This window comes from Pseudarthrobacter sp. Y6 (assembly GCF_050156205.1).
In the GTDB taxonomy this organism is placed as follows: Bacteria; Actinomycetota; Actinomycetes; order Actinomycetales; family Micrococcaceae; genus Arthrobacter.
Genome location: NZ_CP189574.1, coordinates 1,322,388 through 1,349,206, shown reverse-complemented (window position 1 = coordinate 1,349,206; position 26,819 = coordinate 1,322,388). Strand labels below are relative to the sequence as shown.

Here is a 26,819-nt window from a genome sequence, read left to right as displayed (position 1 = left end):
CAGCTGGGCTACGATCCCCAGCAGCTCCCCCAGCTCGCAAGCTCGCCCGGGGACCCCTGCTGCCGTGGGCCCAACCAGCCGATCGATGGAAGCCTGCTCAGCCAAGGTTGTTGTAGGCGTCGTTGATGTACTCCACCAAAGCTTCCTTCTCTTCAAGCGGCAGGAAGGATGCCTCGGCAGCGTTGAGCGTGAGCTCCAGCAGATCGTCGAGGTCGTAGTCGAAGCTTTCCACGAGGAGCTCGAACTCGTCCGTCAGGGTGACGCCGCTCATCAGCCGGTTGTCGGTGTTGATGGTGACGTTGAAGCCCAGCTGGTAGAGCATGTCCAGCGGGTGGCTCTCGATGCCCTCGCCGAAACCGGCGATCGCTCCGGTCTGCAGGTTCGACGACGGGCAGATCTCCAGGGCGATGCCGCGGTCGCGGATCCAGCTGGACAGGTCGCCCAGGGTCACCAGGCCGATGCTGTCCTCGTCGCTCACCGTGCTGTCGTCGTCTTCGTCGTCGAACTCCACCATGATGTCCTCGGCGATGCGGACGCCGTGGCCCAGGCGCAGTGCCCGGCCGTCAACGAGGGCAGACTGGATGCTTTCGAGTCCGGCGGCCTCGCCGGCGTGCACCGTGGCGGGGAAGTTGTGCTGGGCGAGATAGGTGAAGGCGTCCTTGAACCGGGACGGGAGGAAGCCGTCTTCAGCTCCGGCGATGTCAAAGCCCACAGCGCCCTTGTTGCGGTGGCGGACGGCCAGTTCGGCGATTTCCTGGCCACGGTCTGCGTGGCGCATGGCGGTGATCAGTTGACCCACCTGGATTTCGCGGCCGCTTTCGGTCACGGCGTCCACTCCGGCTTCGAGGCCTTCCTGGACCGCTTCAACAACCTCGTCCAGGGACAGGCCCTTCTGGAGGTGCTGCTCCGGTGCCCAGCGCACTTCGCCGTACACCACGCCGTCGTCCGCGAGGTCCTCCACGAATTCCTTGGCGACGCGGATGAGGCCTTCCTTGGTCTGCATCACGGCGACTGTGTGGTCGAACGTTTCCAGGTAGCGGACCAGCGAGCCGGAATCCGCGGACTCGCGGAACCACTCGCCCAGGGCCACCGGGTCGGTGGAGGGCAGCGTGTGGCCAACGGCCTCGGCCAGTTCGATGATGGTGGCTGGACGGAGACCACCGTCCAGGTGGTCGTGGAGCGAAACCTTGGGCAGGCTCTTCAGGTCGAAATCGATGGCAGGGGCAGCGTCAACAATAGGCTCAGTCACCTTCCAACCTTAGGGTCGACAGGCGGCTTATGCCAGCCGCTGCTTTCCGCGCTGCTCCGCCTCAGCCGGGGATGACGCCAGCAGCGGGGAAGCCGCAGTGTGCGCGGGCAGGGCACCTTCCGCGCCGCCGTCGAGCCATTCATCCACAGTTTCGGCGTCATTGCGGGCCAAGTGCTTGTGCCACCAGCGCAGGAGGTGGTCGATCAGGATGCCCAGCACGATGGCAAACACCACGGCAATGCCTGCGCTGAGCAGCGGGTTGTTGTGGAGCCAGGGGAAGGAACTGGCCAGGATCCCGATGCCGATGGAGTACCCCACCCACGTGATGCAGGCGAAGGCGTCCAGCAGGAAGAAGCGGCGATGCGCAAAGCCGGTGCTGCCGGCCACATAGTTGACCGCCACCCGGCCCCAGGGAATGTAGCGCGCCGTGAAAATCAGGACGGCGCCGCGTTTTTCGAGTTCATACCGCGCCCAGCCGAAGGCCTTCTGCACTTTGGGACGGCGCATCCACTTCCAGCGGTCAAGGCCGATCCTGCGGCCGAGCATAAAGGCCATGTTGTCACCGGCGATGGCCCCGATCAGTGCTGTCGCGCCCAGGATCCAGAGGTTCGGTTCACCGCTGTGCCGGGAAAACGCGGCCAGTGCCACAATAAGCGTCTCGCTGGGAAGCACCATGGCGAAGCCGTCAATGAAGAAGAACACAAGAAGGACCGGGTAGATCCACCATTGGCCCGCTGCATGGAGCACGGCCTCATTAATAAACTCCACGCGGGTCTTGCTCCTAGACGAAAATGATGCAGCCGGAAGTGACGTAAGTCGCTCTTCAGTGTCCCATGCCCGGGACCCCGCCCGCTACGCCCGGACGACGCAAACCCTAGGCGTCCGGATCCTTCAGCCGCTCCACCACAGGAACCTTTCCCCGGATGCGGTTAATGATCAGATCCACCACGATTCCAAGGCCCACGGCGCAGACGATGGCGATCGCCGCGCCGAGCAGGTGATTGTTTTCAAACCACTGGCCGAAGAACAGCCCGATACCCACCGAGTAGGAGGCCCAGAGCGTGGCGGAAAGGACCGTGAGGCCAACGAAACGCAGGTGCGGATAGTGGGTCACGCCCGCGGTGAGGTTAACGGCAACGCGGCCGATTGGAATGAACCGTGCCACGAGGATGAGCGACGCCGGCCGTTTCCTCAGCTCGTCTCCCGCCCAGCGGAAGGCACCTTGCATACGCGGTCCACGCATCCAGTGCCAGCGACGCGTACCCACCCGGCGCCCGATGAGGTAGGCGATGTTGTCGCCTGAGAAGGCGCCGAGGCCCGCGACGGCCATCAGCAGCCAGGGATTGGGGACGTCCGCGGTGGCGGCCACAGCGGCCAGGCCCACCACCACGGATTCGCTGGGGATCGGCGGGAAAAACCCGTCGATCACGCAGCAGGCCAGCACAAGGAAGAGCACCCACGGCTGCCCGGCGGCAGCGAGGATGAATTCGTTGATGGCCTGCATGATCCCTATGCTATTCGGTCGATGATGAGCCGCTGCGCCGGGCGCGCCCCTTCCGGGGCGATCGTGACGGCGTGTTCAAGGGCTTCCTTGGCGCGCGCGAACTTCTCCGGCGTGTCCGTGAGCAGCGTCATGAGCGGCTCACCGGCACGGACCATGGCGCCTGGCTTTGCGTGCATGCGGATCCCGGCACCTGCCTGGACGGCGTCCTCCTTGCGGGCTCGCCCTGCCCCGAGGCGCCACGCCGCAACACCGACGGCCAGGGCATCGAGCTCAACCAGGACACCGTCGGCCGGGGCGTAAATGACCTCGGATTCCTTGGCGACCGGCAGCTTGGCGCGCGGATCTCCGCCCTGCGCTTCGATCATCCGGTTCCAGACGTCCATGGCCCGGCCGTCCTTCAACGCGGCGCGCACATCGGCGTCGTGGACGCCCGCGCAGGCCAGCATCTCTTCGGCCAGCCGGACAGTGAGTTCGACGACGTCCTCCGGGCCACCGCCGGCCAGGACCTCCACGGATTCCTCCACTTCGATCGCGTTGCCCGCGGTGAGGCCGAGCGGTGTGCGCATGTTGGTCAGCAGCGCCACGGTGTTAACGCCCGCATCCTTGCCGAGGGCCACCATGGTTTCGGCCAGTTCGCGTGCCCGGGCCTCGTCCTTCATAAAGGCTCCGCTGCCCACCTTGACGTCCAGGACCAGGGACCCCGTGCCTTCGGCGATTTTCTTGCTCATGATCGAGGAGGCGATCAGCGGGATCGCCTCCACCGTGCCGGTAACGTCACGCAGTGCGTAGAGCTTCTTGTCCGCCGGCGCCAGCCCAGCCCCGGCAGCGCAGATCACGGCGCCGATGTCCTGAAGCTGCGCCATCATTTCGTCGTTGCTCAGTGCCGCCCGCCAGCCTGGAATAGATTCCAGCTTGTCCAGGGTGCCGCCGGTGTGGCCAAGTCCGCGGCCGGATAGCTGCGGCACGGCAACGCCGAACACCGCCACCAGGGGTGCCAGCGGCAGCGTGATCTTGTCTCCCACTCCCCCGGTGGAATGCTTGTCGCTGGTAGCCTTCACGCCGCCGTCGGGCCGCCGGAGCCCGCTGAAGTCCATCCGTTCCCCCGAGGCGATCATGGCGGCCGTCCAGCGCGAAATTTCGGCGCGGTCCATGCCGTTGAGCAGGATGGCCATGTTCAACGCGGCCATCTGTTCATCCGCGATGACCCCGCGGGTGTACGCGTCAATGGTCCAGTCGATCTGCTCAGGGCTGAGGACTCCCCTATCCCGCTTGGTGCGGATGATGTCGACGGCGTCGAATGCCTCAGTTGCCTGTATCACCTTGGATCCTCCAGGTTTTGGGGACCAAATGCGTCGGGCAGCACCTGGTCCATGGTTTTGATGCCTTGGGTGGTCATAAGCTCCATGTCAGGCGCGCGGAATTCATAGAGAAGCTGCCGGCAGCGGCCACACGGCATCAGAACGTTTCCGGCGGAGTCCACACAGTAAAAGGCGCGCAGCAACCCACCGCCGGTCATGTGCAGGTTTCCCACCAGGGCGCATTCAGCGCACAGGGTGAGCCCGTAGCTGGCGTTCTCCACGTTGCAGCCGCTGACCAGCCGCCCGTCCTCGGTGAAGGCCGCGGCCCCCACCGGGAATTTCGAATACGGGACGTAGGCCTTTTTCATAGCGCCTACGGCCGCGGCTTCGAGGGCCCGCCAATCGACGGGAGGCGAAACCCGATCCAGTTCCATGGCCGTCATCCCTTGACGTACGGGATGCCGCTGGCCGCCGGTGGCCTGGACCGGCCCACCAGCCCGGCCACGGCCAGCACGGTCACCAGGTAGGGCAGCATGGCCATGAACTGGCTCGGCACCGGGGTTCCGATGATGGTCACGATGCTCTGCAGGTTGTCTGCGAAGCCGAACAGCAGGGCAGCGAAGAATGCTCCGATAGGGTTCCAGCGCCCGAAGATCAGGGCGGCGATTGCGATAAAGCCTCGTCCGCCGGAGATCTCCTTGGTGAAGCTGTCGATCGCCACCAGGGTGAAGAACGAGCCGCCGATGCCAGCGACGGCGCCACCCAACGTGACGTTCCAGAAGCGTGTGGCGTTAACCTTGATACCCATCGTGTCGGCGGCCTGCGGGTGTTCACCGACAGCGCGGACCCGCAGGCCCCACTTGGTTTTGAACAGTCCAACCCAGACAACAATGACGGCAACGTACATCAGGTAGCCAACCACCGACTGCTTAAACAGGATGGGGCCGAGGATCGGGATTCCGGACAGGATGGGAATCTCGACAATGTCCAGGCCGGGCGGTGAGTTGAACTTGGCTTTGTCCGCCTGCATAACGGTGCTGAACAGGAAGCCTGTGACGCCGGAAACCAGTACGTTGAGCACTACGCCGACGATGATCTGGTTGACCAGGTACCTGATGCTGAACACCGCGAGCACCATGGACACCGCCGCGCCCGCCACAGCGGCCGCGAGCAGGCCCGCAAAGGGGTTCTGCGTAATGCTGGCCACGATCGCCGCGGTGAAGGCACCGCCCAGGAGCTGGCCTTCGATGGCGATGTTGACTACCCCGACCCGCTCGCACAGCACGCCGGACAAGGAGCCGAACACCAGCGGGACGGCCAGGGTGACCGAACCGGCGATGAGTCCGGCCAGCGAAATGCTGGGCGTCCGGGCACCGCCCACCACCCAGATGAGGAAGGCTGCCACAAACAGCACAGTAAAGGTGATGGTCAGCCAGGCCGGGGCCGGCCGGGCCTTGGTCTTCAAATAGACCGCATAGGCCGCCAGTCCAAGCATCAGGACCGAGAGGACGATGCCGCCCGGCATCGTTGGAACTTCAAGCGCGGGCAGCTGGAAAAAATCCCCGCCGGTGGAAATTCCGAACCTTGCGGTCTGCGCTGATCCCATCAGGCCAAAGAAAATGAGAGCGACGAGTCCCAGTGCCGATAGGAGGACTGGGGTTTTCCAGAGCACCGGTTTGCCGGATGTTGCCTGGGCCTCATCGGCCTCGGGCGCTGTTCCGGGCGTTCCGCGTCCCGGCAGGGGCGATGTTGCTGTTGCGCTCATGCTGCGCCTCCGGTGGTTGCTGCCTGCTGGGATTTTCCGGCCTTGGCCGGCTTCTTGCGGCGGGGGTTCAGCCCGAAGACTGCCCGCACCAGCGGAGGTGCCGCGATAAAGAGGACAATCAGCGACTGGACCACCAGGACAATGTCGATGGGGGTTCCGGTCTGGATCTGCATCTGCACGGCGCCGGCGCGGAAGGCGCCGAAGAGCAGGCCGGCAGCGAACGTGCCCCACGGCGTCGAACGTCCCAGCAGCGCCACCGTGATGGCGTCAAACCCGTATGTTGCCGCGACCCCATCCGTAAGGACCTTTTCCGTGCCCGCCACCTGGGCCACGCCGGACATTCCGGCGAGCGCGCCGGCTATTGCCATGACCAGGATGGTGGACCGCGAGACGTTGATTCCCGCGGTCAGCGCGGCCTTTGGGTTGGCGCCGACGGCCCGGAATTCAAAGCCGACGGTGGACCGGTTCAGCAGCCACCACACCAGGACGGTGGCCGCAATCGCCAGGACAAAGCCCAAGTGCAGGCGGTACTGGGAGCCGAAAATCTGGGGGTAGATGGCGGTGGGATCCAGGATGGGCGAGATGGGGTTGGACTCCCCCGGGCGCTGGAACGCCGGTGTGTTCAGCAGGTACCGCAGGAAGTAGAGCGCGATGTAGTTGAACATGATGGTCAGGATGACTTCGTGGGCACCTGTCCGGGCCTTAAGGAAACCAACCAGGCCACCCCAGATGGCGCCGCCGATGATCCCGGCCAGCAGGACTAACACCAGGTGCAAGCCCAAGGGCAGGTGCAGGGCGAAGCCAACCCAGGCCGCCAGGATGCCGGCCATGATGATCTGGCCTTGGGCGCCGATGTTGAACAGCCCGGCCCGGAACGCCAATGCCACGCCGAGGCCCGCCGTGATGAGCGGCGTTGCGATGGTCAGCGTTTCCATGAGCGGCGCGAACTGGACGGCGAGGCCGGAACCGCGGGGGTTGAAGACGGCTCCTTGGAACAGTGCGATGTATGAACGGGTGGCCGCGTTCCAGACAGCCGAGAGGAAGTCCGCGGGCCGGGCAAACAGGTAGCTGGAAGTGGTTCCCACTTGCTTGTCGGTGCTGGCGATCAGAAGGCCGCCGATGAAGAGAGCCAACAGTACGGCCAGGACTGAGACCATGCCGCTACCCGTGAAGATCTTCCGGACCAGGGTGTCCGGGCCGCCGGGGAGCTTCCCACTTTGGGCTGTGGCGGGTACTGCCGACGGGCTGATGGCCCCTCCAGCGGTATCCACGGCCACCACGGCGGCAGTTTCTTCGGCCGCTACGCTCGGCTCGTGCGGCTTGGCATGCGTCCCATCATGTTTGGGGGGATGCTCTTCACGCATGATCGCCTCCTTCGGCGCCGGAGGTCCCGCGGCTTTCTGCAGCAGCGGAGTCAGTCTTCTCTGCCGTGAACTTGTCTGCGCCCGCAGCGTCGGCCGGTGAGATTCCGGCCATCATCAGGCCAAGCACGTTCCGCCCGGTTCCTGCCGGCACAATGCCCACCAGCTTGCCCTTGTACAGGACAGCGATCCGGTCGGCGAGTTCCATGACCTCGTCCAGCTCAGTGGAAATGATCATGACGGGTGTGCCTTGATCCCGCTCGGCCACAATCCGCTTGTGCAGGAATTCGATGGATCCGACGTCCACACCACGCGTGGGCTGCGAGGCGATGAAGAGTCGAAGCGGCCGGGACAGCTCCCGTGCCATGACCACTTTCTGCTGGTTGCCGCCGGACAGGGTGCCGGCGGCAACCAGGCCCGACGGCGTCCGTACGTCGAACTCGTCGATCCGCGTTTTCGCGTTCTCCAGCACCTTTGCCGGGCTCATGCTGATTCCCTTGGCGAACGGTGGCTGATCATAACGGTCAAGGATCAGGTTTTCGGCGATTGAGAACGTGCCGATGAGGCCGTCAACAGACCGGTCTTCCGGGACGAAGCCGACGCCCGCGTTGAGAACGTCCTTCACGCTGCGGCCAACGAGTTCCTCACCGTCCAGCAGGATGGAGCCATGAACGCGGTCCTGCAGGCCAAGGATGGCCTCGGTGAGTTCGGTCTGGCCGTTGCCCTGGACTCCCGCGACGGCGAGGATCTCGCCACGGGCGATGTCGAAGGTGATGCCGTCGACGGTGTGCTGCCCGTTCGGGGCAATGACGGTGAGGTCTTTGACCTGGAAGGTGGTCTCCTGCGGTTTCGCGGGTGCCTTGTCCAGTGTCAGGTTCACGGCACGTCCTACCATCATGGAGGCCAGTTCCGTGGTTGAGGCGCCGGGGTTGGCGGACCCCACCACCTTGCCCCGCCGGATCACCGTGATGGTGTCCGAGACGGCTTTCACTTCACGCAGCTTGTGCGAGATGAAGACGATTGAAGTGCCGTTGGACTTGAGCTGGCGCATGATGTCCAGAAGTTCGTCCGTTTCCTGGGGAGTCAGGACGGCCGTGGGCTCATCCAGGATGAGGACCTTGGCGTCGCGGACCAATGCCTTGATGATTTCCACGCGCTGCTGGACGCCCACCGGAAGGTCCTCCACCAGCGCATCGGGATCGACGTCGAACGAGTAGCGGTCAGAAATCTCCTTGATTTTCCGGCGGGTATCGTCCAGGTTGAGGAAACCGCCGGCCGTGGTGGCCTCAGCTCCAAGGGCCACATTCTCGGCGACGGTAAAGACCGGAACAAGCATAAAGTGCTGGTGCACCATGCCGATGCCGGCCGCCATGGCGTCGCCGGGGCCGCGGAACGAAACGGGTTTGTCGTCAACGACGATTTCGCCCTCGGTGGGCTCGTAGAGCCCGTACAGCACATTCATCAGGGTGGACTTGCCGGCCCCGTTCTCGCCCAGCAGACAGTGGATCTGTCCAGGTTCAACCACCACGTCAATGTGATCGTTGGCGAGCAGGGAGCCGAAGCGTTTGGTGATCCCTCTGAGTTCAAGTTTCAAAACTCTGACCAATCTCGAAGCGTCCGTACACGAACCGGACGGGATATGAGGCTGCAGCACCAGCCTAGTGCCTGCAGTCCCGGGTGGGCGGTCTTGCTGGGCAGCGGACTCCAACGAAAAGCGCCACCAACCGGCCAGTCTGTGACCATCCGGGGGTGGCGCTTATCGAGGATGACTAAGCCTTGGGGCTCGCCGCAGACTCGACCTTAACCTTGCCGTCCATGATGTCCTTCTTGAGCTGGTCCAGCTCGGACTTCAGATCGGCTGAAACCTGGGAATCGAAGCTGTGGAACGGTGCCAGCTGGACGCCGTCGTTCGCCAGTGTGCCCACGTAGGGCGTGTTGGTGAACTTGCCTTCCTTGTCTTCCTTCACCACGGTCTCAACGGCCTCGCCCATGAGCTTCATGACCGAGGACAGCATGATGTCCTTGTATTCCGGTGCAGTCAGGAAGCCATCGGAGTCAACCCAGATGAGCTTGACGTCCTTGCCGGCCGCTTTCGCTTCGTTCAGCGCTGCGCCGGCACCCTTGCCCACCGGACCGGCCACGGGCATCACGATGTCCGCGCCCTGGTCCAGGAAGTTCTGGGTGAGCTGCTTGCCCACGTCCTGTTTGGTGAAGTCGCCGGTGAAGCTTCCGTCCTGTGCAGCCTTGTCCCAGCCGAGGACCTTGACGTTCTTGCCCTTTTTCTCGTTGTAGTACTTCACGCCGTCGGCGTAGCCGTCCATGAAGATGGTCACGGTGGGGATCTTGATGCCGCCGAACGTGGCGACGGTACCTGTCTTGGTGGATCCGGCCGCGAGGTACCCTGCCAGGAAGGCAGCCTGGGCGGTATCGTAGATGATCGGCTTGACATTACTGATCGGCGTCGCGTAGCCGAAGTCGATGATCGCAAAGTGGCTGTCCGGGTTTGCGGTCGCCTGGGCCTTGGTGGCGTCACCGAGGAGGAAGCCAACCGTGATTGTGAGGTCGCAGCCGGCGGTGACCATGGCACGGAGGTTCGGCTCAAAATCGTTGTTGGTCTGGGATTCAACCTGGTTGACCTTGATGCCCAGGTCCTTCTCGGTCTTCTTCAGTCCATCGTAGGAGGACTGGTTGAACGACTGGTCATCGAATCCGCCGGAGTCGGAGACGATGCAGCCGGTGTAGTCGCTCGCCGTGTTGGAGGCCGTCCCTCCGGCGTCGGGTGCCGCGCCGCAGCCGGTCAGCAGGAGTGCCGTGGCACCCACTGAGGCCACGCCGACCATTGAACCGCGCTTGAACTTAGCGCGCAGTGTGTTCTTCAAATTTCCTCCAGGAGAGAGTGGCGCTACGACTCGAATTCAATGAGTGTCCGTTTCTACACTGAAATTCTGTTTTCACTGACGGCTTCGCAGCACTGCGCCGAAGCGCACTGATACAAGCAACATTAGTGGGCTGCAACACGTCCGATACCACATCGGAGCCGGATCCTGAAGATTGTTGAGAATTTGTTACCAACCAGTAGAAGTCGGCCTGTCGGCACCCCTCCCATTAAGCGCGAACGGACACTTGGGGCATTCCGGGCGGGGCCTCAAGTGTCCGTTAGCGCTGGAGGGGAGGTTAGAGGCGCACCAGCATCTTGCCGGTGTTGGCGCCGTCGAGCAGATCCATGAAGGCCTGGGGCGCATTCTCCAGTCCATCCACCATGGTCTCGTCATACCGAACTGAACCGTCCGCCAGCCAGGCTGACATCTTGCCGAAGAATTCAGCGCTGTGCTGGCGCTGTCCGCTGACCAGGAACCCCCGCAGGGTGAGCTGCTTGCCGATGGCAAGCACGAGGTTCCGGGGCGCCGGCGTGGGTTCGGTGGAGTTGTACTGGGCTATCGCACCGCACATGGCCACGCGGCCGCCCACATTCAGGACCGCCAGGGCAGCCTCCAGATGATCGCCGCCCACGTTATCGAAATACACGTCAATACCTGCGGGCCCTGCGGCCTGTACAAGCTGTTCCCGCACGGGCCCGTCGTTGTAGTTGAACGCTGCGTCGAAGTTCAGTTCCAGGAGCCGCGCCACCTTCTCCGGGGTTCCCGCGCTGCCGATGACCCTGGAAGCGCCCATCGCCTTGGCGATCTGGCCCACAAGTGAGCCCACGGCACCCGCCGCACCGGACACGAATACGGCATCGCCGGGTTTGAACTCGGCCACTTTGAGCAGGCCGGCGAACGCCGTTAGTCCGGTCATGCCAAGCGCGCCAAGGAACGCCGACGCCGGCGCAAGGTCCGTGCGGGCAACCGCGGTTGCCTCTGCGTCCAGTACGGCATATTCCCGCCAGCCCAGTTGATGGACGACGGCGTCCCCCACCCTCCGCCCCTCGGCCCTGGACGCGATGACCTCACCGATGGCGCCGCCGTCGAGCGCTGCATCCAGCGCGAACGGCGCCGAGTACGACTTGATGTCGTTCATGCGGCCGCGCATGTAGGGGTCCACGGAGATGTAGAGGTTGCGGACCAGGATCTGGCCGTCCTGAAGCTCCGGCAGCGGTGACTCTGCCAGCCGGAAGTTTTCGGGAACGGGACGCCCTATCGGACGTGACACCAGGTGGATTTCCCGGGTGGATGTTGGAAGTGCCGTTGTCAGGCTCATGCTGCGAACTCCAGGATCTTGATGTCCACCGTCATGTTTCCGCGGGTGGCGTTGGAATACGGGCAGATCTGATGTGCTTTGGCCACCAGGGACTCGGCCGTGGCGAGATCCAGAGCCGGTACGGCGATCTCCAGTTCAGCAGCAAGGCCGTAGCCCGCGCCGTCGTTCAGCGCGCCAAAGTGGATCTTGGCCGCGACGGCTGAGTCGGTCAGGTCTGCGCGCTCCTTGCGCCCCACGAGGCGGAGCGCCGAGTGGAAGCAGGCCGCGTAACCGGCGGCAAATAACTGCTCCGGGTTGGTGCCCTGGCCGTCACCGCCCAGCTCCACAGGGCTGGCCAGGCTGACATCCAGCTTGCCGTCGTTGGTGCGTGCGTTGCCGTCCCGGCCTTCGCCAGAAGCCAGGGCCTCGGCAGTGTAGAGAGTCTTCATATGTGGTCCGTCCTGTTGGATTTGGAAAACGGAAAATCTTGGGCGCTCAGTGCGCGCGGTGAAGGGCTTCGGTGAGCCTTTCCAGAGTGGTCCGAAGCTGTTCCAGCTCATCGGCTGACAACCCGGCGGCGTCCGCAAGGTGCCGTGGAATCCCGCTGGCCTTGCTGCTGAGCGAGCGTCCGGCCGGCGTCACATGGACTGCAACACGGCGCTCATCCTCCCCGGACCGGCGGCGCTCCACGAGCCCCATGGCCTCAAGTCGCTTGAGCAGCGGCGACAGCGTGCCGGAGTCAAGGCCCAGCTCGTCGCCGAGCTCCTTGACTCCCTTCGGCTCTGATTCCCAGAGGACCAGCATCACCAGATACTGCGGGTACGTCAGGCCGAGGTCGTCCAACACGGGGCGATAAACCGCTGTTGCCGCGCGGGAGGCGGAGTACAGGGCAAAACACACCTGGCGGTCGAGGCGGGGGGCTTCAGTCATATCTTAGACGGTAGTCCACAATTCAATTGTGCACAACTTAACTGGCCAAAGTGATGCGCGAACTGGCAGGTAACACCCTCAAAACCGGGATTTGAGGGTATTTGCTGCCAGTTCGCGCGCGAGGGTGAGGGCTTAAGTGTCCGTTCGCGCCAGGGGCCAGGGGCCAGGGGCCAGGGGCCAGGGGCCAGGGGCGCGGGGCGCGGGGGCTAGAGGTCGCGGATGGTCCGGAGGGCTGCTGCCGTGAGGACCTGGATACCCAGGCCCAGGGCGCGTTCGTCCAGGATGTAGTCACCGCGGTGCAGGTCATACTCTTCGCCGCCCGGGGTCTTGGTGCCCAGGCGCATCATCGCGCCGGGACGCTCAGCCAGGAACCAGGCGAAGTCCTCGCCGCCCATGGACTGCGGCGTCAGCACTACGGCGCCCTCACCAATTTCGGCGCGGGCTGCGGCCTCAATGAGCGCAGTCTCGTGCTCCGAGTTGACCACCGGTGGCACTCCCCTGGTGTGTTCCAGATGGACGTCCACACCATAAGGCGCGGCCACCTGCTGCACCACCTCGTCCAGGAGCTTGCCGGCATCATGCCAGGCGTCGCGGTCAAGGCAGCGCATGGTGCCGGCCATATAACCCGTGCCGGGAATGGCGTTGGGTGCCGAACCTGCGTTGATCTGCCCCCAGACCACGGACACCCCGCTGCGGACATCCACCCGGCGGGACAGCACGGCGGGGACATTGACGGCGATCTGCGCCAGGGCGAACACCAGGTCCTCGGTGAGGTGCGGCCGGGAGGTGTGGCCGCCGCGGCCGCTCAGTTCGATCTTAATGGTGTCCGAAGCAGACGTAATTGCGCCGATGCGCGTACCGATGCGTCCGACGTCGATCCTCGGGTCACAGTGCAGCGCAAAGATGCGCGGCACACCCTCCAGGACGCCCTGCTCGATGCAGGAAAGCGCGCCACCGGGCATGGTTTCCTCGGCCGGCTGGAAGATAATCCGGACGGACCCACCGAGCGGTGACTCCTGGTGCATGTTCTGCAGGACCAGGGCAACGCCGAGCATGGTGGCAGTGTGGACATCGTGGCCGCACGCGTGCGTGACGCCATGGTTCTTTGAGGCAAACGGCAGGCCGGTTTCCTCGATGATGGGCAGGGCGTCAATATCGCCGCGGAGTGCAGCTGCGATGGGCCCCTCGCCGATATCGACCGTGAGGCCGGTGCCTTCAAGCCTGCGGGGCGCGAGGCCCGCCGCTTCGAGCCGCTCCACGAGCTTGTCAGTGGTGCGGAATTCCTTGAAGGAAAGCTCTGGATGCGCATGCAGGTCCCGGCGGAAGTCGATCAGTTCCGGAAGGAGCGGCTCCAGCCATGGACCCACCAACGCGGTGGGCTCAGTTTCAGTAGTGTAGTTGCGCACAGATTTACTCTAGCGAGGGTCCACGGAATAGCGGCATCACGGTCGGCGCGTTACGGTTTGACAGCGGTCCGCGCTTGCTAGAGGACGTCTGTATCGCCGCTTGCCTTCAGAGCGTCCACTGCACCCTTGACGCGCTGGGCATGCTGCTTGGTAGTCACCAGGAGGGCGTCCCCGGTGTCCACAATGACAACGTCCTTGATGCCGATCAGCGCAATAACGCGCTTCGTGTCTGAAACCACCACGCCGCTGGCGTTTTCGGTGAAGACGCGCGCGCCTTCGCCGATGACAGTGACATCGTCCACTTCACGGGCGCTGTTGAGGCGGCCCACCGAAGCGAAGTCCCCGACGTCGTCCCATCCGAAAGTGCCAGGCACCACGGCGACGTCGCCCGCGGCGGCGGCAGGTTCGGCCACCGCATAGTCGATGGCGATCTTGGGCAGCGTGGGCCAGACCCGCGCCGTGACTGCATCGCGCTCGGGGGTGTCCCAGGCCTGGGCGATCTCCTGCAGGCCCTTGAACAGCTCCGGCTGGTTGGCCTCGAGGTGCTTGAGCATCAGCGCGACGGGAGCCACGAACATGCCGGCGTTCCAGACATACTCACCGCTGTCCACGTACTGCTGGGCATCTTCCTCGTCCGGCTTCTCAACGAACTCCACCACGGCCTGGGCGCTGGGCGCACCTTCGATGTGGAGTTTCTCGCCAGCGCGGATGTAGCCGAAGCCGGTGGACGGGTGCGTCGGCTTGATGCCGATGGTCACGATCTTGCCGGCGGCGGCCGTGTGGATCGCTTCGCGGACCGCTTCCTGGAACAGGTGGTCCGGGCTGATCACCTGGTCAGCGGCGAAGGACCCCATGATGGTGTCCGGATCCCGCTCGTGCAGGATGGCGGCGGCCAGGCCGATCGCGGCGCCGGAATCCTTCGGCTCGCTTTCCAGGACCAGGTCCGAGTCCTGGACCTCGGGCAACTGGCGGCACACGGCAGCGCGGTGCGCAGTGCCCGTGACCACCAGGACGCGCCGGCCCGCGAGGGGCTGCAGCCGGTCATACGTGGCTCGCAGCAAGGTGCTGCCCGACCCCGTGAGGTCGTGAAGGAACTTGGGAGCTGCTGCGCGTGACAGGGGCCAGAGGCGGGTCCCCACTCCGCCTGCCGGAATCACCGCAATAAAGCGGTTCAGGGGTGAATCCGGGCTTGTCACTTTGTCTGTACTCATCACGGCTACTTTAGCTGACGAGCGGTGAACTGCCCTTTCGGAACCTTCCGCCAACTCCCGCAGGCGCGCCATGGTGTGGTGTTCGTCTCATCTGCAGTCAAAACGCGGGGATTGCGGGGTCACCAAGGAGTTCCTAAATTGAATAAGCTGTGAGCGAAGCCTAGATTTAGGCCTGAGCTACGAGTTGCTCTCGCAGCAGGCGTTCCCCCCGCGTGGATCTCATGCCAGCGCCGCTGTGTTGCAGGGAGGTTTATCAGTGCCGACAAAACCAGCTGGCACCTTGTACCGCGGCCGTGAAGGCATGTGGTCTTGGGTAGGACACCGGATTACCGGTGTAGTGATCTTTTTCTTCTTGTTGGTCCATGTGCTGGACACCTCATTGGTGCGAGTGTCCCCCGAGGCCTACACGGCCGTCATCGGTGCCTACAAGAACCCCCTCATGGCCCTGGGTGAAACGGGCCTGGTTGCCGCGATCGTCTTCCACGCCTTTAATGGTTTGCGGATCATCGCCGTCGACTTCTGGAAGAAGGGCGCCAAGTACCAGCGCCAGATGCTGTGGACCGTCCTGGCCCTGTGGGTAGTTGTAATGGTCGGCTTCTCCATCCGCCACCTTTCCCTCGCTTTCGGAGGTCACTAAGCCATGACTGCAACAATCGACAGCCCACGCAGTGGGAAAAACTCCCCCCAGTACCGCCGCACGGGCGCAAGCCGGGGCAACTTCGAAATGCTGGCCTGGCTGTTCATGCGCCTGTCCGGCGTAGTGCTGGTGGTGCTCATCTTCGGGCACCTCTTCGTAAACCTCCTGATGGGCGAAGGCGTCCACGCCATCGACTTCGGCTTCGTCGCCGGCAAGTGGGCTGACCCGTTCTGGCAGATCTGGGACCTGGCCATGCTGTGGCTGGCCATGCTGCACGGCACCAACGGCGTACGCACCATCATCAACGATTACGCCGAGAAGGATTCCACCCGCCTCTGGCTCAAGATCGTCCTCTACGCGGCCACCACCGTGATCATCGTCCTTGGCACCCTGGTGATCTTCACCTTCAACCCGTGCCCCGTGGTTGACGGTGTTCCGCTGCCCGGCGGCTTCTGCCCCGCGTAGCCCGTTCATCCGCTGCCCGCGGTGAGCCGCAGGCTGTATTTTGCGGTGCAGGCAACGCCCGCCCGTTGTTTTATAGCGAATTTTGAGAGAAAGAGCGCCCAAGTATGCAGGTCCATAAGTACGACGTCGTCATCGTCGGTGCCGGTGGCGCTGGCATGCGCGCCGCGATCGAGTCCGGTCAGCGCGCGCGCACAGCAGTACTGACCAAGCTCTACCCCACCCGCTCGCACACCGGTGCGGCGCAGGGTGGCATGTGCGCGGCCCTTGCCAATGTCGAAGAAGACAACTGGGAATGGCACACGTTCGACACCATCAAGGGCGGCGACTACCTGGTTGACCAGGACGCCGCCGAGGTCATGGCGAAGGAAGCCATCGACGCCGTGCTGGACCTGGAAAAGATGGGCCTGCCGTTCAACCGCACGCCCGAAGGCCGGATCGACCAGCGACGCTTCGGTGGCCACACCCGCGACCACGGCAAGGCACCCGTCCGCCGTGCCTGCTACGCAGCAGACCGCACCGGCCACATGATCCTACAGACGCTGTACCAAAACTGCGTCAAGCACAACGTGGAGTTCTACAACGAGTACTACGTCCTTGACCTCCTGACGGTCGAGGAAGACGCTGTCCGCGAGGACGGCACGCCGTACAAACAGAAGCGTGTTGCCGGCGTCGTGTCCTATGACCTCGCCTCCGGTGAGCTGCACGTGTTCCAGGCCAAGTCCGTGATCTTCGCTACCGGCGGCGCCGGGAAGGTCTTCAAGACCACCTCCAACGCCCACACCCTGACCGGCGACGGCATGGGCATCGCGTTCCGCCGTGGCATCCCGCTGGAGGACATGGAGTTCTTCCAGTTCCACCCGACAGGCCTCGCCGGCCTGGGCATCCTGCTTTCCGAAGCCGCACGCGGTGAGGGCGCCATCCTGCGTAACTCTGAGGGCGAGCGCTTCATGGAGCGCTACGCCCCCACCATCAAGGACCTCGCACCGCGTGACATCGTGGCCCGCTCCATGGCCAACGAAGTCCGTGAAGGCCGCGGCTGCGGCCCGAACAAGGACTACGTCCTCCTGGACCTGACCCACCTGGAGCCGGCTCACATCGATGCCAAGCTCCCGGACATCACCGAGTTCGCCCGCACCTACCTGGGTGTGGAACCGTACACGGAGCCGGTTCCGGTGTTCCCCACGGCGCACTACGCCATGGGCGGCATCCCCACCAACATCACCACCGAAGTCCTGCAGGACAACGACACCGTCATCCCGGGCCTTTACGCCGCCGGCGAGGTTGCCTGCGTTTCGGTCCACGGCTCCAACCGCCTGGGCACCAACTCACTGCTGGACATCAACGTGTTCGGCAAGCGCGCCGGCATCGCCGCCGCGGAGTACGCCAAGACTGCCGACTTCGTGGACCTCCCGGAGGACCCGGAGGCCTACACCATCGAGCTGCTGGACATTGCCCGCAACGGCAACGGCGACGAGAAGGTGGCGGTAATCCGCAAGGAACTCCAGGACACCATGGACGCCAACATGCAGGTCTTCCGTACGGCTGACACGCTGAACCAGGTCCTGACAGACATCGAGTCCTTCGAGGCGCGATACAAGCGCATCAGCGTCCAGGACAAGGGCAAGCGCTTCAACCTGGACCTGCTCGAGGCCGTTGAGCTGGGCTTCCTGCTGGAACTGGCCAAGGTCATGACCGTGGCTGCCCTGCACCGTGAGGAATCCCGCGGCGGACACTTCCGCGAGGACTTCCCGGAACGCGACGACGAAAAATTCATGAAGCACTCCATGGCGTACAAGGATGACCACGCCCCGGCCGACGGCACCGCGGGGACCGCGGAAACAACAGCCGGCATCCGGCTGGGCACCAAACCGGTTGTGTTTACCCGCTACGAGCCGATGGTGAGGAAGTACTAAAATGACCGCTGAACTTGCTGAGCCAGCCTCCAAGATCGAACTGCCCGCACACATCGGAGGCGGCGGAGAGATCCCCACGTTCGACGTCACCCTGCGCGTACGCCGTTACAACCCTGAGGTGTCCGAGGACGCCACGTGGGACGACTTCAAGGTGACCATGTACGGCACCGACCGTGTGCTGGACGCCCTGCACAAGGTCAAGTGGGAAATTGATGGCAGCGTTTCGTTCCGCCGTTCCTGCGCCCACGGTGTCTGCGGTTCCGATGCCATGCGCATCAACGGCCGCAACCGCCTTGCCTGCAAGACGCTCCTGAAGGACTTGGACACCACCAAGCCCATCACCGTTGAGCCCATCAAGGGCCTGCCGGTGGAGAAGGACCTGATCGTGGACATGGAGCCGTTCTTCCAGTCCTTCCGCGAAGTCATGCCGTTCCTGATCAACAAGGGCCACGAGCCCACCAAGGAACGCCTGCAGTCCGCCGAGGACCGTGAGCGCTTCGACGACACCACCAAGTGCATCCTCTGCGCGGCGTGCACGTCCTCCTGCCCGGTGTTCTGGACCGACGGCCAGTACTTCGGCCCGGCCGCGATCGTCAACGCCCACCGCTTCATTTTCGATTCCCGTGATGATGCCGGCGACATGCGCCTGGAAATCCTGAACGACAAGGAAGGCGTGTGGCGCTGCCGCACCACCTTCAACTGCTCCGAAGCATGCCCCCGAGGCATCCAGGTGACCCAGGCAATCGCCGAAGTCAAGCAGGCAATTCTCTCCCGCAAGATCTAATCCAGGTTTTTGCGTACGACGGCGTCGCTCACCTTTAAGGTGTGTGGCGCCGTCGTGGTTTAACACCTCACGGCAACAACGAAAGCAGGCCGCGATGTCCCGTTCCGAAAGAGTCAGCTTCGAAGGATCCACCGGCGAGGTCCTGTCCGGCATCCTGGACGTCCCTGAGGGGCCCGTCAGGGGTTGGGGCGTCTTCTCCCACGGCTTCACGCTGGGCAAGGACAGCCCGGCCGCCTCACGGATGTGCAAGGCCCTGGCTGACACCGGCATCGGCATGCTCCGGTTCGACAACCTGGGCCTGGGTGATTCCGCCGGCCTCTGGTCCGAAGGCTCCTTCAGCCACAAGGTGGCCGACACCGTCAAGGCGGCCGAGTTCATGCGCGCCGAGGGCAAGGCGGTCTCGCTGCTGGTGGGTCACTCGTTCGGTGGGGCCGCTGTGCTTTCAGCCGCGCGCCAGATCCCGGAGCTCGACGCCGTTGCCACCGTGGGTGCCCCGTTCTCGCCCAAGCACGTGGCGCACGTCTTTGACGCCGCCCTGGACAAGATCCTCAGCGAAGGCAGCGCCGAAGTGGACCTCGGCGGCAAGCGGGTGGAGATCCGCAGGCATTTCGTGGAGGACCTGGAGAACGCAGACCTGACGGACTGCATCAAGCAGCTGCACAAACCGCTGATGGTGCTTCACTCCCCCACGGACAACACCGTGGGCATCGAGAACGCCAGCATTATTTTTCAGACTGCCAGGCATCCACGGAACTTCGTTTCGCTCGAGGGCAGCGACCACCTGCTGACCGGCAAGGGCCAGGCGGCCCGCGCCGCCAGGATCATTTCTGCCTGGGCCGACCAGTACCTCGACGCCGGGCGGTAGCCGCCGCGGGTCCGTCGCCGTGCACCGGGACTTTGCCCGGCTGGACCTGGCGCGATCCCCGCCGTGCTTTTTCGTGCTCACCGGGAGCGCTCCTGAGGTCTTCCTCGCGGATCGCGGACCAGCCGGCGGAGACGAGGTAGACCTGGCTGACCAGGTTGAACCAGATCAGCAGGCCGACGATGATGGCGAACGGTGCCAGGATGGGGTTCCGGCCTGCCCCGGCGAGCAGCTCGGTGCTGAAGACCTGCAGGACGGTGGTGCCCACCGCAGCCAGGATGGTGCCTTCCAACAGCGCCCGTTTGGACAGCTTGAGGCCGCCCGCGAGCCGGAACATGATGAGCACTGTGACCCAGTTGAGCGCCAAAGGCACACCGATTTTGATGAGCGTGGTCAGCGGGCCCGCCACCGCCTGATCAAGCCGCAGGAAATCAGAGACCCATCCGGCCGCGGTGCCAAAGATCAGGGAAGCTCCTGCGCTGATCACCAGGGCGACGCCGAGCAGCAGCAGTGTTCCGGAATCGCGCAGTTTCAGCACGATGGGGTTGACCTTCAGGGGCGGCAGCTGCATCACGCCGCGCAGGCCATCACGCAGGCCGGCAATCCAGCCCAGCGAGGTGATGACCGTGACAACTGCGGCGATGACAGCCGTCCATCCCAGTCCGTCAGGATCCAGCAGGTCCTGCGGATCCACCAGTCCCTCGCGGCCGTCCACCTTCAGCAGCCCGGGCGCACTCTGGGACACGCTGCTGATGATCGTGCCCAGGAGGGCAGGCTGGCCGCGGAGCGCAAGGCCGGCAAGGGAGAAGCCCGTGGCCAGCAGGCCGGTGATGGAAAAGAACATGTTGAAGCCGATGCCGGCGCTCATCAGCGGGCCGTGCTGGAGGGCGTAGTGCCGCCACGCCCGCATCGGACGGAAGGCGCCAAGCCGGGCCAGCAGCCACCGGAACATGGCCAGCAGGCTGGCTACGGGGCCGCCGTCGGATCTCCGCGCCTTGCCCCACTCCATCCGCTTCTGGATGACGGCAAGGTCCAGGCGTGCGCGTTCAGTGGGAAGAGGTTGATCCGCCGGTGTTGGCGGCTGCGTCCGCTGCTGCGTCCGCGGCGATGGAACAGGTGTCGTTGTCACTTTCGGTCCCAAAGTCCAGCTCTTCCCGTAGCTGCCAAATGCCATCGGCATCGTGCTCGTAAAGTCCCATGCTAACCACCGGGAACCTGGCCCTATAGTCCTTGAGCACCGTTTCGGCTTCGTCCAGGCTTTCCGGGGCGACATCGTGGGCGATGGTCACATGCGGATGGTAAGAGAACGGCAGGTCGCGGTGGAGCGGGCCGGTCTGGAGCTTCTCGTGCAGGTCAACGCAGGCGTCGAAGCCGTCCTCCACGTTGATAAAGACCACAGGGGATACCGGCCGGAAGGTGCCGGTTCCGGCGATGGTGACCATAAAGGGCGCCTGGTCGCGGGCCACCTCGCGGACGTGCGCGCGTGTTGCCTCCCAGTCCTGGGCTGGAGTGGTGGTGACCAGCGTGATGTGGGCTGGAATGACCCCCGCCATGGGATCCCCGAACGAAGCCCGCCATCGTTGGAGTTCCTCGGCGATGGCAGGGGGGAATCCCAGAATGACGCCTACGCTCATTCCTTCACTGACACTGCTGGCGGCCGCCATCGGGTTAGCGGGCTCCGGGGGCGCCGCCGTAGGGCAGGAACCCCACCTTGGCAAAGACATCGCTGAGCGTGGCGCCCGCAATCTCCCTGGCCTTGTCCGCACCGTGGGCAAGCAGCCGGTCCAGTTCTGCGGGGTCAGAAAGCAGTTCGTTGGCGCGCTCACGGATGGGGGTCAGGTGGCCCACCACCGCCTCGGCCAGGTCCACCTTGAGGTGTCCGTACATCTTGCCCTGGTAGGCGTCAACGAGTTGCTCGACGCTCTGGCCGGTCACTCCGGAGAAGATGGTGAGCAGGTTGGAGACGCCTGGCTTGGCCTCACGGTCGAAACGGATCTCCGTCTCGGCGTCGGTCACAGCCGATTTGATCCGCTTGGCGGTCACCTTGGGATCATCGAGCAGGTTGATCAGGCCGGCCGGTGATTCAGCCGACTTGGACATCTTGGCCGTGGGGTTCTGCAGGTCGTAGATCTTGGCGGATTCCTTCTGGATGAAGGGCTGCGGAACCGTGAAAGTCTCGCCGAAGCGCGTGTTGAAGCGGTGCGCCAGGTCACGGCTCAGCTCGATGTGCTGGCGCTGGTCCTCACCCACTGGAACGCCGTGCGGCTGGTAGAGGAGGATGTCGGCTGCCTGCAGGATCGGGTAGGTGAACAGGCCGACGCTAGCGTGGTCCGAACCGTGTTGCTGGGACTTGTCCTTGAACTGGATCATGCGCGAGGCCTCGCCGAAGCCGGTGATGCAGCCCAGGACCCACGCCAGCTGGGCATGTTCGGGCACCTGGGACTGGACAAAGAGGGTGCACTTGTTCACGTCCACGCCGCCGGCGATGTACTGCGCGGCGGTCACCCTGGTGCGGCGCGCCAGCTCCACGGGATCCTGGGGCACGGTGATGGCATGCAGGTCCGGGATGAAGAAGATGGCATCGTATTCGTCCTGCATCCGCACCCAGTTCACCAGCGCGCCGAGGTAGTTTCCGAGGTGGAGCGAGTCTGCGGAGGGCTGCATTCCGGACAGGACACGGTGCCGCAGCCCGGTGGCGGGCTGGCTCTCTGGTGCCGGCGCGGCGACGGAGTCCGTTGCTGCCGACGCGGCGGGGCCGGTCACGGTTGAAGAAGAGGTCATTCGTTGAGGCCTTAAGACTAGAGCCGGTAGTCCACTACCAGCGGGGCATGGTCAGAGAAGCGGGTGTCCCACGACGGCGCCCGGTCAACCACTGCGGAGAACGCGGAAGCAGCCAGTGCCGGAGTGGCCATGTGATAGTCGATCCGCCAGCCCGTGTCGTTGTCGAAGGCCTGGCCACGCTGCGACCACCAGGTGTAGGGGCCATCGATGCGGCCCGCCAGGCCCCGGTGAACGTCCCTCCAGCCGATCTCCTCACCGAAGAAGCGGTCAAAGTAGGCGCGTTCCTCGGGCAGGAAGCCGGCCTTCTTGACGTTGCCCTTCCAGTTCCTGATGTCCAGTTCCGTGTGGCCCACGTTCAGGTCACCCACCACGAGTGCGTGGTCGCTGTGCTTGGTCAGTTCGGGCAGCCTGCTGGTCATGACGTCCAGGAAACGGTACTTGTCCACCTGTTTCGGGGTTCCCACCTCGCCGGAGTGCACGTAGGCGCTGGCAACGGTCAGCTGCACGGGGTTTCCCCCGGCGTCGGCCACCCTGAAATCAGCCTCAACCCAGCGGCCGGCGGTGGCGAAGTAGTCATCACCGATGCCGTTGCGGGTGTCCAGCGGCTCTTCACGGGACGCAATGGCGACGCCGGCGCGGCCTTTGGCCTCGGCTTCGGCGTGCAGGATGTGCCAGCCATCGCCGAGCAGCTGGCGCACGATCGCGTCAGGCGCCCTGACTTCCTGGAGGCAGAGAATGTCGACCTCGCGGGGCTCCAGCCATGCCGCCATACCGTTCTTGTAGGCAGCCCGGAGGCCGTTAACGTTGACTGATGCGATGCGAAGGTGGTCCTTCTTCAATGCCGAGCTCACCCGCTCTACTCTAGTCGATGATGGTTCCGCTGACCGGGTCCCCGGTGCCGCCGCCGGCACGGATCATGTCGCGGGCGTTCGTGGCGGTGATCTCGATGGTCTCCAGCGCGCGGCGGATTGTATCCTGGTCCGCGGTCTCCCCCTTGGCGCGCTCCTTCTCCACCACGCCCACCTGGACCTGGACGATCTTGAAGGAGTGGTCCAGCTTGAGGTCGCGGACCTCGTCAGCTTCAGTCCGCTCGTACACCACCCGGGTGCCGCCGTGGTCGGCCGAGGACGACGATGGTGCGCGGCCGGCTGCGCTGTTGAAGGCGTTCTGGGCCTCGGCCAGCTTGGCGCCGGCTTTTTTGGCGGCCTTCTGGATGCTGAACACCACGAACGCTGCGAGGGCCAGCCAGAAGGCGGCGATGATGGCGACAACCCAGCCCACGACGTCGTTCTGGTTGGCGGCAAAGATCACGGCAACGAGGAAGGCGATGACAAAGACCATCATTCCCGGGCCACTGATCCGGAGCATGGAGAAGCCGCCCTTGGACCGGCCGGACGTGGATTGAGGAGTACCCAGAGATCGCATGGGTCCATTGTCTCAAACGCTGCGGCACCCTGTGGCCCCTTCCACCCCCGGCGAACAGGAGCCCGGACGCCATTGTGCCTGATCAGGCCGCGGCGTAGCGTGAATCGAGCTAGGGGTGGAAATTCATCTTCTATCTGAGGACACATCATGAAAAGTCACGGGTTCAGGACAGCCGCGGTGGCCACGGCCATCGTCTCCCTCTTGGGAATCACCGCCCCTGCGGAGGCAAAACCGGGCGGCAGTCCCGCCATTCCGCTTAACACGGGCCAGGAAGCCGCAGCAGTCCACACCGGGGCAGGTGGATCCTTCAGTTACACCATCGACGACGACGAGCTCTGCTATACGCTGACGGCCCGTAATCTGTCCGCTCCTGCCACGGCGGCCCACATCCATCTCGCTGCACGCAACGTGGCCGGCCCGGTTGTTGTTGCGCTGCAAGTGGTCAGCGGCACCGACTGGACGATTGATGCCTGCACTACGGCGTCCTCGGCCGTGCTGGCCGCCATTGAAGCCAACCCAGGCGCCTATTACGTCAATGTGCATAACGCTGACTTCCCTGCCGGGGAGGTCCGCGGCCAGCTGAAGTAGGTTGTGGTTTCACTGTAAATAGCCCGACGACGGCCCGCACCTTTCACTCTAGGTGTGGGCCGTCGTCGGGCGTTCCTGGTACTTCGGTGGGACTAGGCGATTCCTGCCTGGCGCTCGGCGGTTTCCACCACGTTGGCCAGCAGCATGGCGCGGGTCATCGGACCCACACCTCCCGGGTTCGGCGAGATCCACGCGGCGACGTCCGCTGCCGCGGGGTCCACGTCTCCGGTGACCACGGCCTTGCCGTTGCCGTCATCCACGCGGCTCACGCCGACGTCGAGCACAATGGCGCCCGGCTTGAGGTCCGCTGCCTTGATCATGTGCGGCTGCCCGGCGGCGGCAATCACGACGTCGGCCTGCCGGAGTTCAGCGGCCAGGTCCACCGTGCCCGTGTGCGCCAGGATGACTGTTGCATTGACATCCTTGCGGGTCAGCAGCAGGCCCACGGGACGGCCGATGGTCACGCCGCGGCCCACCACCAGGACTCGCTTGCCCTTGAGGTTAATCCCGTGCCGGGTCAGCAGTTCCACACAGCCCTTGGGCGTGCAGGGCAGCGGGGACGTCATGGGTCCGCTGACGTTGGCCACCAGGCGGCCCAGGTTCATCGGGTGCAGGCCGTCGGCGTCCTTCTCAGGGTCCATGGCTTCCAGGATGACGTCCTGGTTGATGTGCTTCGGCAACGGCAGCTGGACGATGTAGCCGGTGCATTCCGGGTTCTCGTTCAGCTCGCGGACCACGGCCAGGAGTTCGTCCTGGGTGGCGGTCTCGGGCAGGTCGCGGCGGATGGACGTGATGCCCACCTCGGCGCAGTCCTTGTGCTTGCCGCCCACGTACCAGGTGCTGCCGGGATCGGAGCCCACCAGGATGGTGCCGAGCCCGGGGGTGATGCCCTTGGCCCGGAGTGCGGCCACGCGTTCGGTCAGCTCGGCCTTGATGGCAGCGGCGGTAGCCTTGCCGTCGAGGATCTGTGCTGTTCCAGTTTCAGTGGTCATGGATTACCACTGCTCGTGCTGCGGGTACAGCGGGAAATCGGCGGCGAGCTTGTCCACGCGGGACTGGAGTGCGTCCACGTCCGTGGCGGAGCCGGACTTCAGCGCGGTGGCGATGATGTCCGCCACCTCGGTGAATTCCTGGGCTCCGAAGCCGCGGGTGGCCAGTGCCGGGGTGCCGATGCGCAGGCCGGAGGTGACCATCGGCGGGCGGGGGTCGAACGGCACGGCGTTGCGGTTCACGGTGATGCCCACTGAGTGCAGGAGGTCCTCGGCCTGCTGGCCGTCCAGCTGGGAGTTGCGCAGGTCCACCAGGACCAGGTGGACGTCGGTGCCGCCGGTGAGGACGGAGACGCCGGCGTCGGCGACGTCGGCCTGGTTGAGGCGGTCGGCGATGATCTTGGCGCCTTCCAGGACGCGCTCCTGGCGCTCCTTGAATTCATCGGTGCCGGCGATCTTGAAGGCCACGGCCTTGGCGGCGATCACGTGCATGAGCGGTCCGCCCTGCTGGCCCGGGAAGACGTTGGAGTTGATCTTCTTGGCCCACTCCTGCTTGGCCAGGATCACGCCGGAGCGCGGCCCGGCGAGGGTCTTGTGCACGGTGGAGGTGACGACGTCGGAGTACGGCACCGGACTCGGGTGCAGGCCTACTGCAACGAGTCCGGCGAAGTGTGCCATGTCGGTCCAGAGCAGCGCGCCCACTTCATCGGCGATGGAGCGGAAAGCTGCGAAGTCCAGGTGCCGCGGGTAGGCGGACCAGCCGGCGATGATGACCTGGGGCTTCTCGGCGATGGCCTGCTCGCGCAGCTTGTCCATGTCCACGCGGAAGTTGTCCTGCTCCACCTGGTAGGCAGCAACTTTGTAGAGCTTGCCGGAGAAGTTTAGCTTCATGCCGTGGGTCAGGTGGCCGCCGTGGGCGAGGGACAGACCCAGGATCTTGTCACCGGGGGTGATCATGGCGGACAGCGCCGCCGCGTTGGCCTGCGCACCGGAGTGCGGCTGGACGTTGGCGTACTCGGCGCCGAACAGTTCCTTAACACGGTCGATGGCCAGCTGCTCGGCGATGTCCACGTACTCGCAGCCGCCATAGTAACGGCGGCCAGGGTAGCCCTCGGCGTACTTATTGGTCAGGACGGAGCCCTGGGCTTCCATCACGGCGCGCGGGGCGAAGTTTTCGGACGCGATCATTTCCAGGGTGCCGCGCTGGCGGCCAAGTTCCTGGTCGAGGACTGCGGCGATTTCGGGATCGAGCTCGGCCAGCGACTGGTTGCTGACTGCGGCTGTTGTGGTGGCGGTAGTAGTCACGAAAAACTCCTGGCTAGGGATACGGGCACTGCTAAGGTCAGGCTACCGGCTGGCGCACATCACCGCCCGTTGATGACAGGACGTGAAAGTGAGCCGCATCCTAAAGGGTGCAGCTCCGGTAAGACATGACCCTCGGCCCAGGCGTACGATCCGTGGTCTTCGTGATTGCC

27 protein-coding genes are annotated in these 26,819 nt (G+C 64.5%); 6 read left to right on the top strand and 21 right to left on the bottom strand.

What is annotated here, in order from left to right:
- Nucleotides 1-97: 97 nt before the first annotated feature.
- The 14 genes from ACQCSW_RS06490 to ACQCSW_RS06425 all read right to left on the bottom strand — a co-directional run bounded on the left by ACQCSW_RS06490 (nt 98) and on the right by ACQCSW_RS06425 (nt 14,900).
- Complete coding sequence (locus tag ACQCSW_RS06490; RefSeq protein ID WP_426990015.1) at nt 98-1,249, bottom strand: adenosine deaminase; 1,152 nt, start codon at nt 1,247-1,249, stop codon at nt 98-100.
- Nucleotides 1,250-1,276: 27 nt separating this feature from the next.
- A complete protein-coding gene (locus tag ACQCSW_RS06485) occupies nt 1,277-2,017 on the bottom strand; it encodes a DedA family protein (RefSeq protein WP_426990014.1) in 741 nt (246 codons plus the stop codon).
- A gap of 106 nt (nt 2,018-2,123) precedes the next feature.
- Complete coding sequence (locus ACQCSW_RS06480; protein WP_426990013.1) at nt 2,124-2,753, bottom strand: DedA family protein; 630 nt, start codon at nt 2,751-2,753, stop codon at nt 2,124-2,126.
- A gap of 5 nt (nt 2,754-2,758) precedes the next feature.
- Entirely contained in the window at nt 2,759-4,069 is a 1,311-nt protein-coding gene (locus tag ACQCSW_RS06475; protein WP_426990635.1) for a thymidine phosphorylase, read from the bottom strand.
- Nucleotides 4,069-4,485 (bottom strand): cytidine deaminase, encoded by a 417-nt coding sequence (locus tag ACQCSW_RS06470; protein ID WP_426990012.1) that lies wholly within the window; start codon nt 4,483-4,485, stop codon nt 4,069-4,071. Before ACQCSW_RS06470 ends, ACQCSW_RS06475 begins: the two co-directional genes overlap by 1 nt.
- 5 nt (nt 4,486-4,490) lie before the next feature.
- Nucleotides 4,491-5,816 (bottom strand): ABC transporter permease, encoded by a 1,326-nt coding sequence (locus ACQCSW_RS06465; protein ID WP_426990011.1) that lies wholly within the window; start codon nt 5,814-5,816, stop codon nt 4,491-4,493.
- Nucleotides 5,813-7,180 carry an ABC transporter permease gene (locus ACQCSW_RS06460; protein ID WP_426990010.1) on the bottom strand — a complete coding sequence of 456 codons (1,368 nt, stop codon included), beginning with the start codon at nt 7,178-7,180 and terminating at the stop codon, nt 5,813-5,815. The genes ACQCSW_RS06465 and ACQCSW_RS06460 overlap by 4 nt, the downstream gene beginning before the upstream one ends.
- Nucleotides 7,173-8,771 (bottom strand): ABC transporter ATP-binding protein, encoded by a 1,599-nt coding sequence (locus ACQCSW_RS06455; RefSeq protein ID WP_426990009.1) that lies wholly within the window; start codon nt 8,769-8,771, stop codon nt 7,173-7,175. Before ACQCSW_RS06455 ends, ACQCSW_RS06460 begins: the two co-directional genes overlap by 8 nt.
- A 175-nt stretch (nt 8,772-8,946) precedes the next feature.
- On the bottom strand, nt 8,947-10,056 hold the full coding sequence (locus ACQCSW_RS06450) for a BMP family lipoprotein (protein WP_426990008.1): 1,110 nt from the start codon (nt 10,054-10,056) through the stop codon (nt 8,947-8,949).
- A gap of 295 nt (nt 10,057-10,351) precedes the next feature.
- The gene (locus tag ACQCSW_RS06445) at nt 10,352-11,374 is read right to left on the bottom strand and encodes an NADP-dependent oxidoreductase (protein WP_426990007.1); all 1,023 of its coding nucleotides are present in this window, start codon (nt 11,372-11,374) and stop codon (nt 10,352-10,354) included.
- Nucleotides 11,371-11,802, bottom strand: a complete 432-nt coding sequence (locus ACQCSW_RS06440; RefSeq protein ID WP_111906248.1) for an organic hydroperoxide resistance protein — start codon at nt 11,800-11,802, stop codon at nt 11,371-11,373. The genes ACQCSW_RS06445 and ACQCSW_RS06440 overlap by 4 nt, the downstream gene beginning before the upstream one ends.
- A gap of 46 nt (nt 11,803-11,848) precedes the next feature.
- Nucleotides 11,849-12,283, bottom strand: coding sequence for a MarR family winged helix-turn-helix transcriptional regulator (locus tag ACQCSW_RS06435; protein WP_426990006.1), 435 nt, complete (start codon nt 12,281-12,283; stop codon nt 11,849-11,851).
- A 206-nt stretch (nt 12,284-12,489) separates the two neighbouring features.
- On the bottom strand, nt 12,490-13,689 hold the full coding sequence (locus ACQCSW_RS06430) for an amidohydrolase (protein ID WP_111906246.1): 1,200 nt from the start codon (nt 13,687-13,689) through the stop codon (nt 12,490-12,492).
- Between the two features lie 77 nt (nt 13,690-13,766).
- The gene (locus tag ACQCSW_RS06425) at nt 13,767-14,900 is read right to left on the bottom strand and encodes a mannose-1-phosphate guanylyltransferase (protein ID WP_111906245.1); all 1,134 of its coding nucleotides are present in this window, start codon (nt 14,898-14,900) and stop codon (nt 13,767-13,769) included.
- A 256-nt stretch (nt 14,901-15,156) separates the two neighbouring features.
- Between ACQCSW_RS06425 and sdhC the strand changes: the two genes are divergently transcribed.
- The 5 genes from sdhC to ACQCSW_RS06400 all read left to right on the top strand — a co-directional run bounded on the left by sdhC (nt 15,157) and on the right by ACQCSW_RS06400 (nt 19,564).
- Nucleotides 15,157-15,537 (top strand): succinate dehydrogenase, cytochrome b556 subunit, encoded by a 381-nt coding sequence (gene sdhC / locus ACQCSW_RS06420; RefSeq protein WP_354249327.1) that lies wholly within the window; start codon nt 15,157-15,159, stop codon nt 15,535-15,537.
- A gap of 3 nt (nt 15,538-15,540) precedes the next feature.
- Nucleotides 15,541-16,002 carry a succinate dehydrogenase hydrophobic membrane anchor subunit gene (locus ACQCSW_RS06415; protein WP_354249328.1) on the top strand — a complete coding sequence of 154 codons (462 nt, stop codon included), beginning with the start codon at nt 15,541-15,543 and terminating at the stop codon, nt 16,000-16,002.
- Between the two features lie 104 nt (nt 16,003-16,106).
- Nucleotides 16,107-17,915: a succinate dehydrogenase flavoprotein subunit gene (gene sdhA, locus ACQCSW_RS06410; RefSeq protein ID WP_426990005.1), complete on the top strand. Its 1,809-nt coding sequence runs from the start codon at nt 16,107-16,109 to the stop codon at nt 17,913-17,915.
- A gap of 1 nt (nt 17,916) precedes the next feature.
- Nucleotides 17,917-18,699: a succinate dehydrogenase iron-sulfur subunit gene (locus ACQCSW_RS06405; RefSeq protein WP_058929685.1), complete on the top strand. Its 783-nt coding sequence runs from the start codon at nt 17,917-17,919 to the stop codon at nt 18,697-18,699.
- Between the two features lie 94 nt (nt 18,700-18,793).
- Nucleotides 18,794-19,564, top strand: a complete 771-nt coding sequence (locus ACQCSW_RS06400) for an alpha/beta hydrolase family protein (RefSeq protein WP_426990004.1) — start codon at nt 18,794-18,796, stop codon at nt 19,562-19,564.
- On the opposite strand, the gene ACQCSW_RS06395 is transcribed toward ACQCSW_RS06400, so the two are convergent.
- Genes ACQCSW_RS06395 through ACQCSW_RS06375 form a run of 5 tightly spaced genes read right to left on the bottom strand, consistent with a single transcriptional unit; the run spans nt 19,521 to nt 23,767 of the window.
- A complete protein-coding gene (locus tag ACQCSW_RS06395; RefSeq protein ID WP_426990633.1) occupies nt 19,521-20,570 on the bottom strand; it encodes a YihY/virulence factor BrkB family protein in 1,050 nt (349 codons plus the stop codon). The genes ACQCSW_RS06400 and ACQCSW_RS06395 overlap by 44 nt on opposite strands.
- A 37-nt stretch (nt 20,571-20,607) precedes the next feature.
- Nucleotides 20,608-21,225 carry a 2'-5' RNA ligase family protein gene (locus ACQCSW_RS06390; RefSeq protein ID WP_426990003.1) on the bottom strand — a complete coding sequence of 206 codons (618 nt, stop codon included), beginning with the start codon at nt 21,223-21,225 and terminating at the stop codon, nt 20,608-20,610.
- A 4-nt stretch (nt 21,226-21,229) separates the two neighbouring features.
- Nucleotides 21,230-22,342: a tryptophan--tRNA ligase gene (trpS, locus tag ACQCSW_RS06385; protein WP_426990002.1), complete on the bottom strand. Its 1,113-nt coding sequence runs from the start codon at nt 22,340-22,342 to the stop codon at nt 21,230-21,232.
- Between the two features lie 17 nt (nt 22,343-22,359).
- Entirely contained in the window at nt 22,360-23,193 is an 834-nt protein-coding gene (locus ACQCSW_RS06380; protein WP_426990000.1) for an exodeoxyribonuclease III, read from the bottom strand.
- 10 nt (nt 23,194-23,203) lie between these two features.
- On the bottom strand, nt 23,204-23,767 hold the full coding sequence (locus ACQCSW_RS06375) for a hypothetical protein (protein WP_426989999.1): 564 nt from the start codon (nt 23,765-23,767) through the stop codon (nt 23,204-23,206).
- 147 nt (nt 23,768-23,914) lie between these two features.
- Between ACQCSW_RS06375 and ACQCSW_RS06370 the strand changes: the two genes are divergently transcribed.
- The gene (locus tag ACQCSW_RS06370; protein ID WP_354249335.1) at nt 23,915-24,355 is read left to right on the top strand and encodes a CHRD domain-containing protein; all 441 of its coding nucleotides are present in this window, start codon (nt 23,915-23,917) and stop codon (nt 24,353-24,355) included.
- 92 nt (nt 24,356-24,447) lie between these two features.
- On the opposite strand, the gene ACQCSW_RS06365 is transcribed toward ACQCSW_RS06370, so the two are convergent.
- Both ACQCSW_RS06365 and glyA read right to left on the bottom strand, forming a co-directional pair.
- Nucleotides 24,448-25,347, bottom strand: a complete 900-nt coding sequence (locus ACQCSW_RS06365; RefSeq protein WP_426989998.1) for a bifunctional methylenetetrahydrofolate dehydrogenase/methenyltetrahydrofolate cyclohydrolase — start codon at nt 25,345-25,347, stop codon at nt 24,448-24,450.
- 3 nt (nt 25,348-25,350) lie between these two features.
- Complete coding sequence (gene glyA, locus ACQCSW_RS06360; RefSeq protein WP_426989997.1) at nt 25,351-26,649, bottom strand: serine hydroxymethyltransferase; 1,299 nt, start codon at nt 26,647-26,649, stop codon at nt 25,351-25,353.
- Between the last annotated feature and the right edge of the window lie 170 nt (nt 26,650-26,819).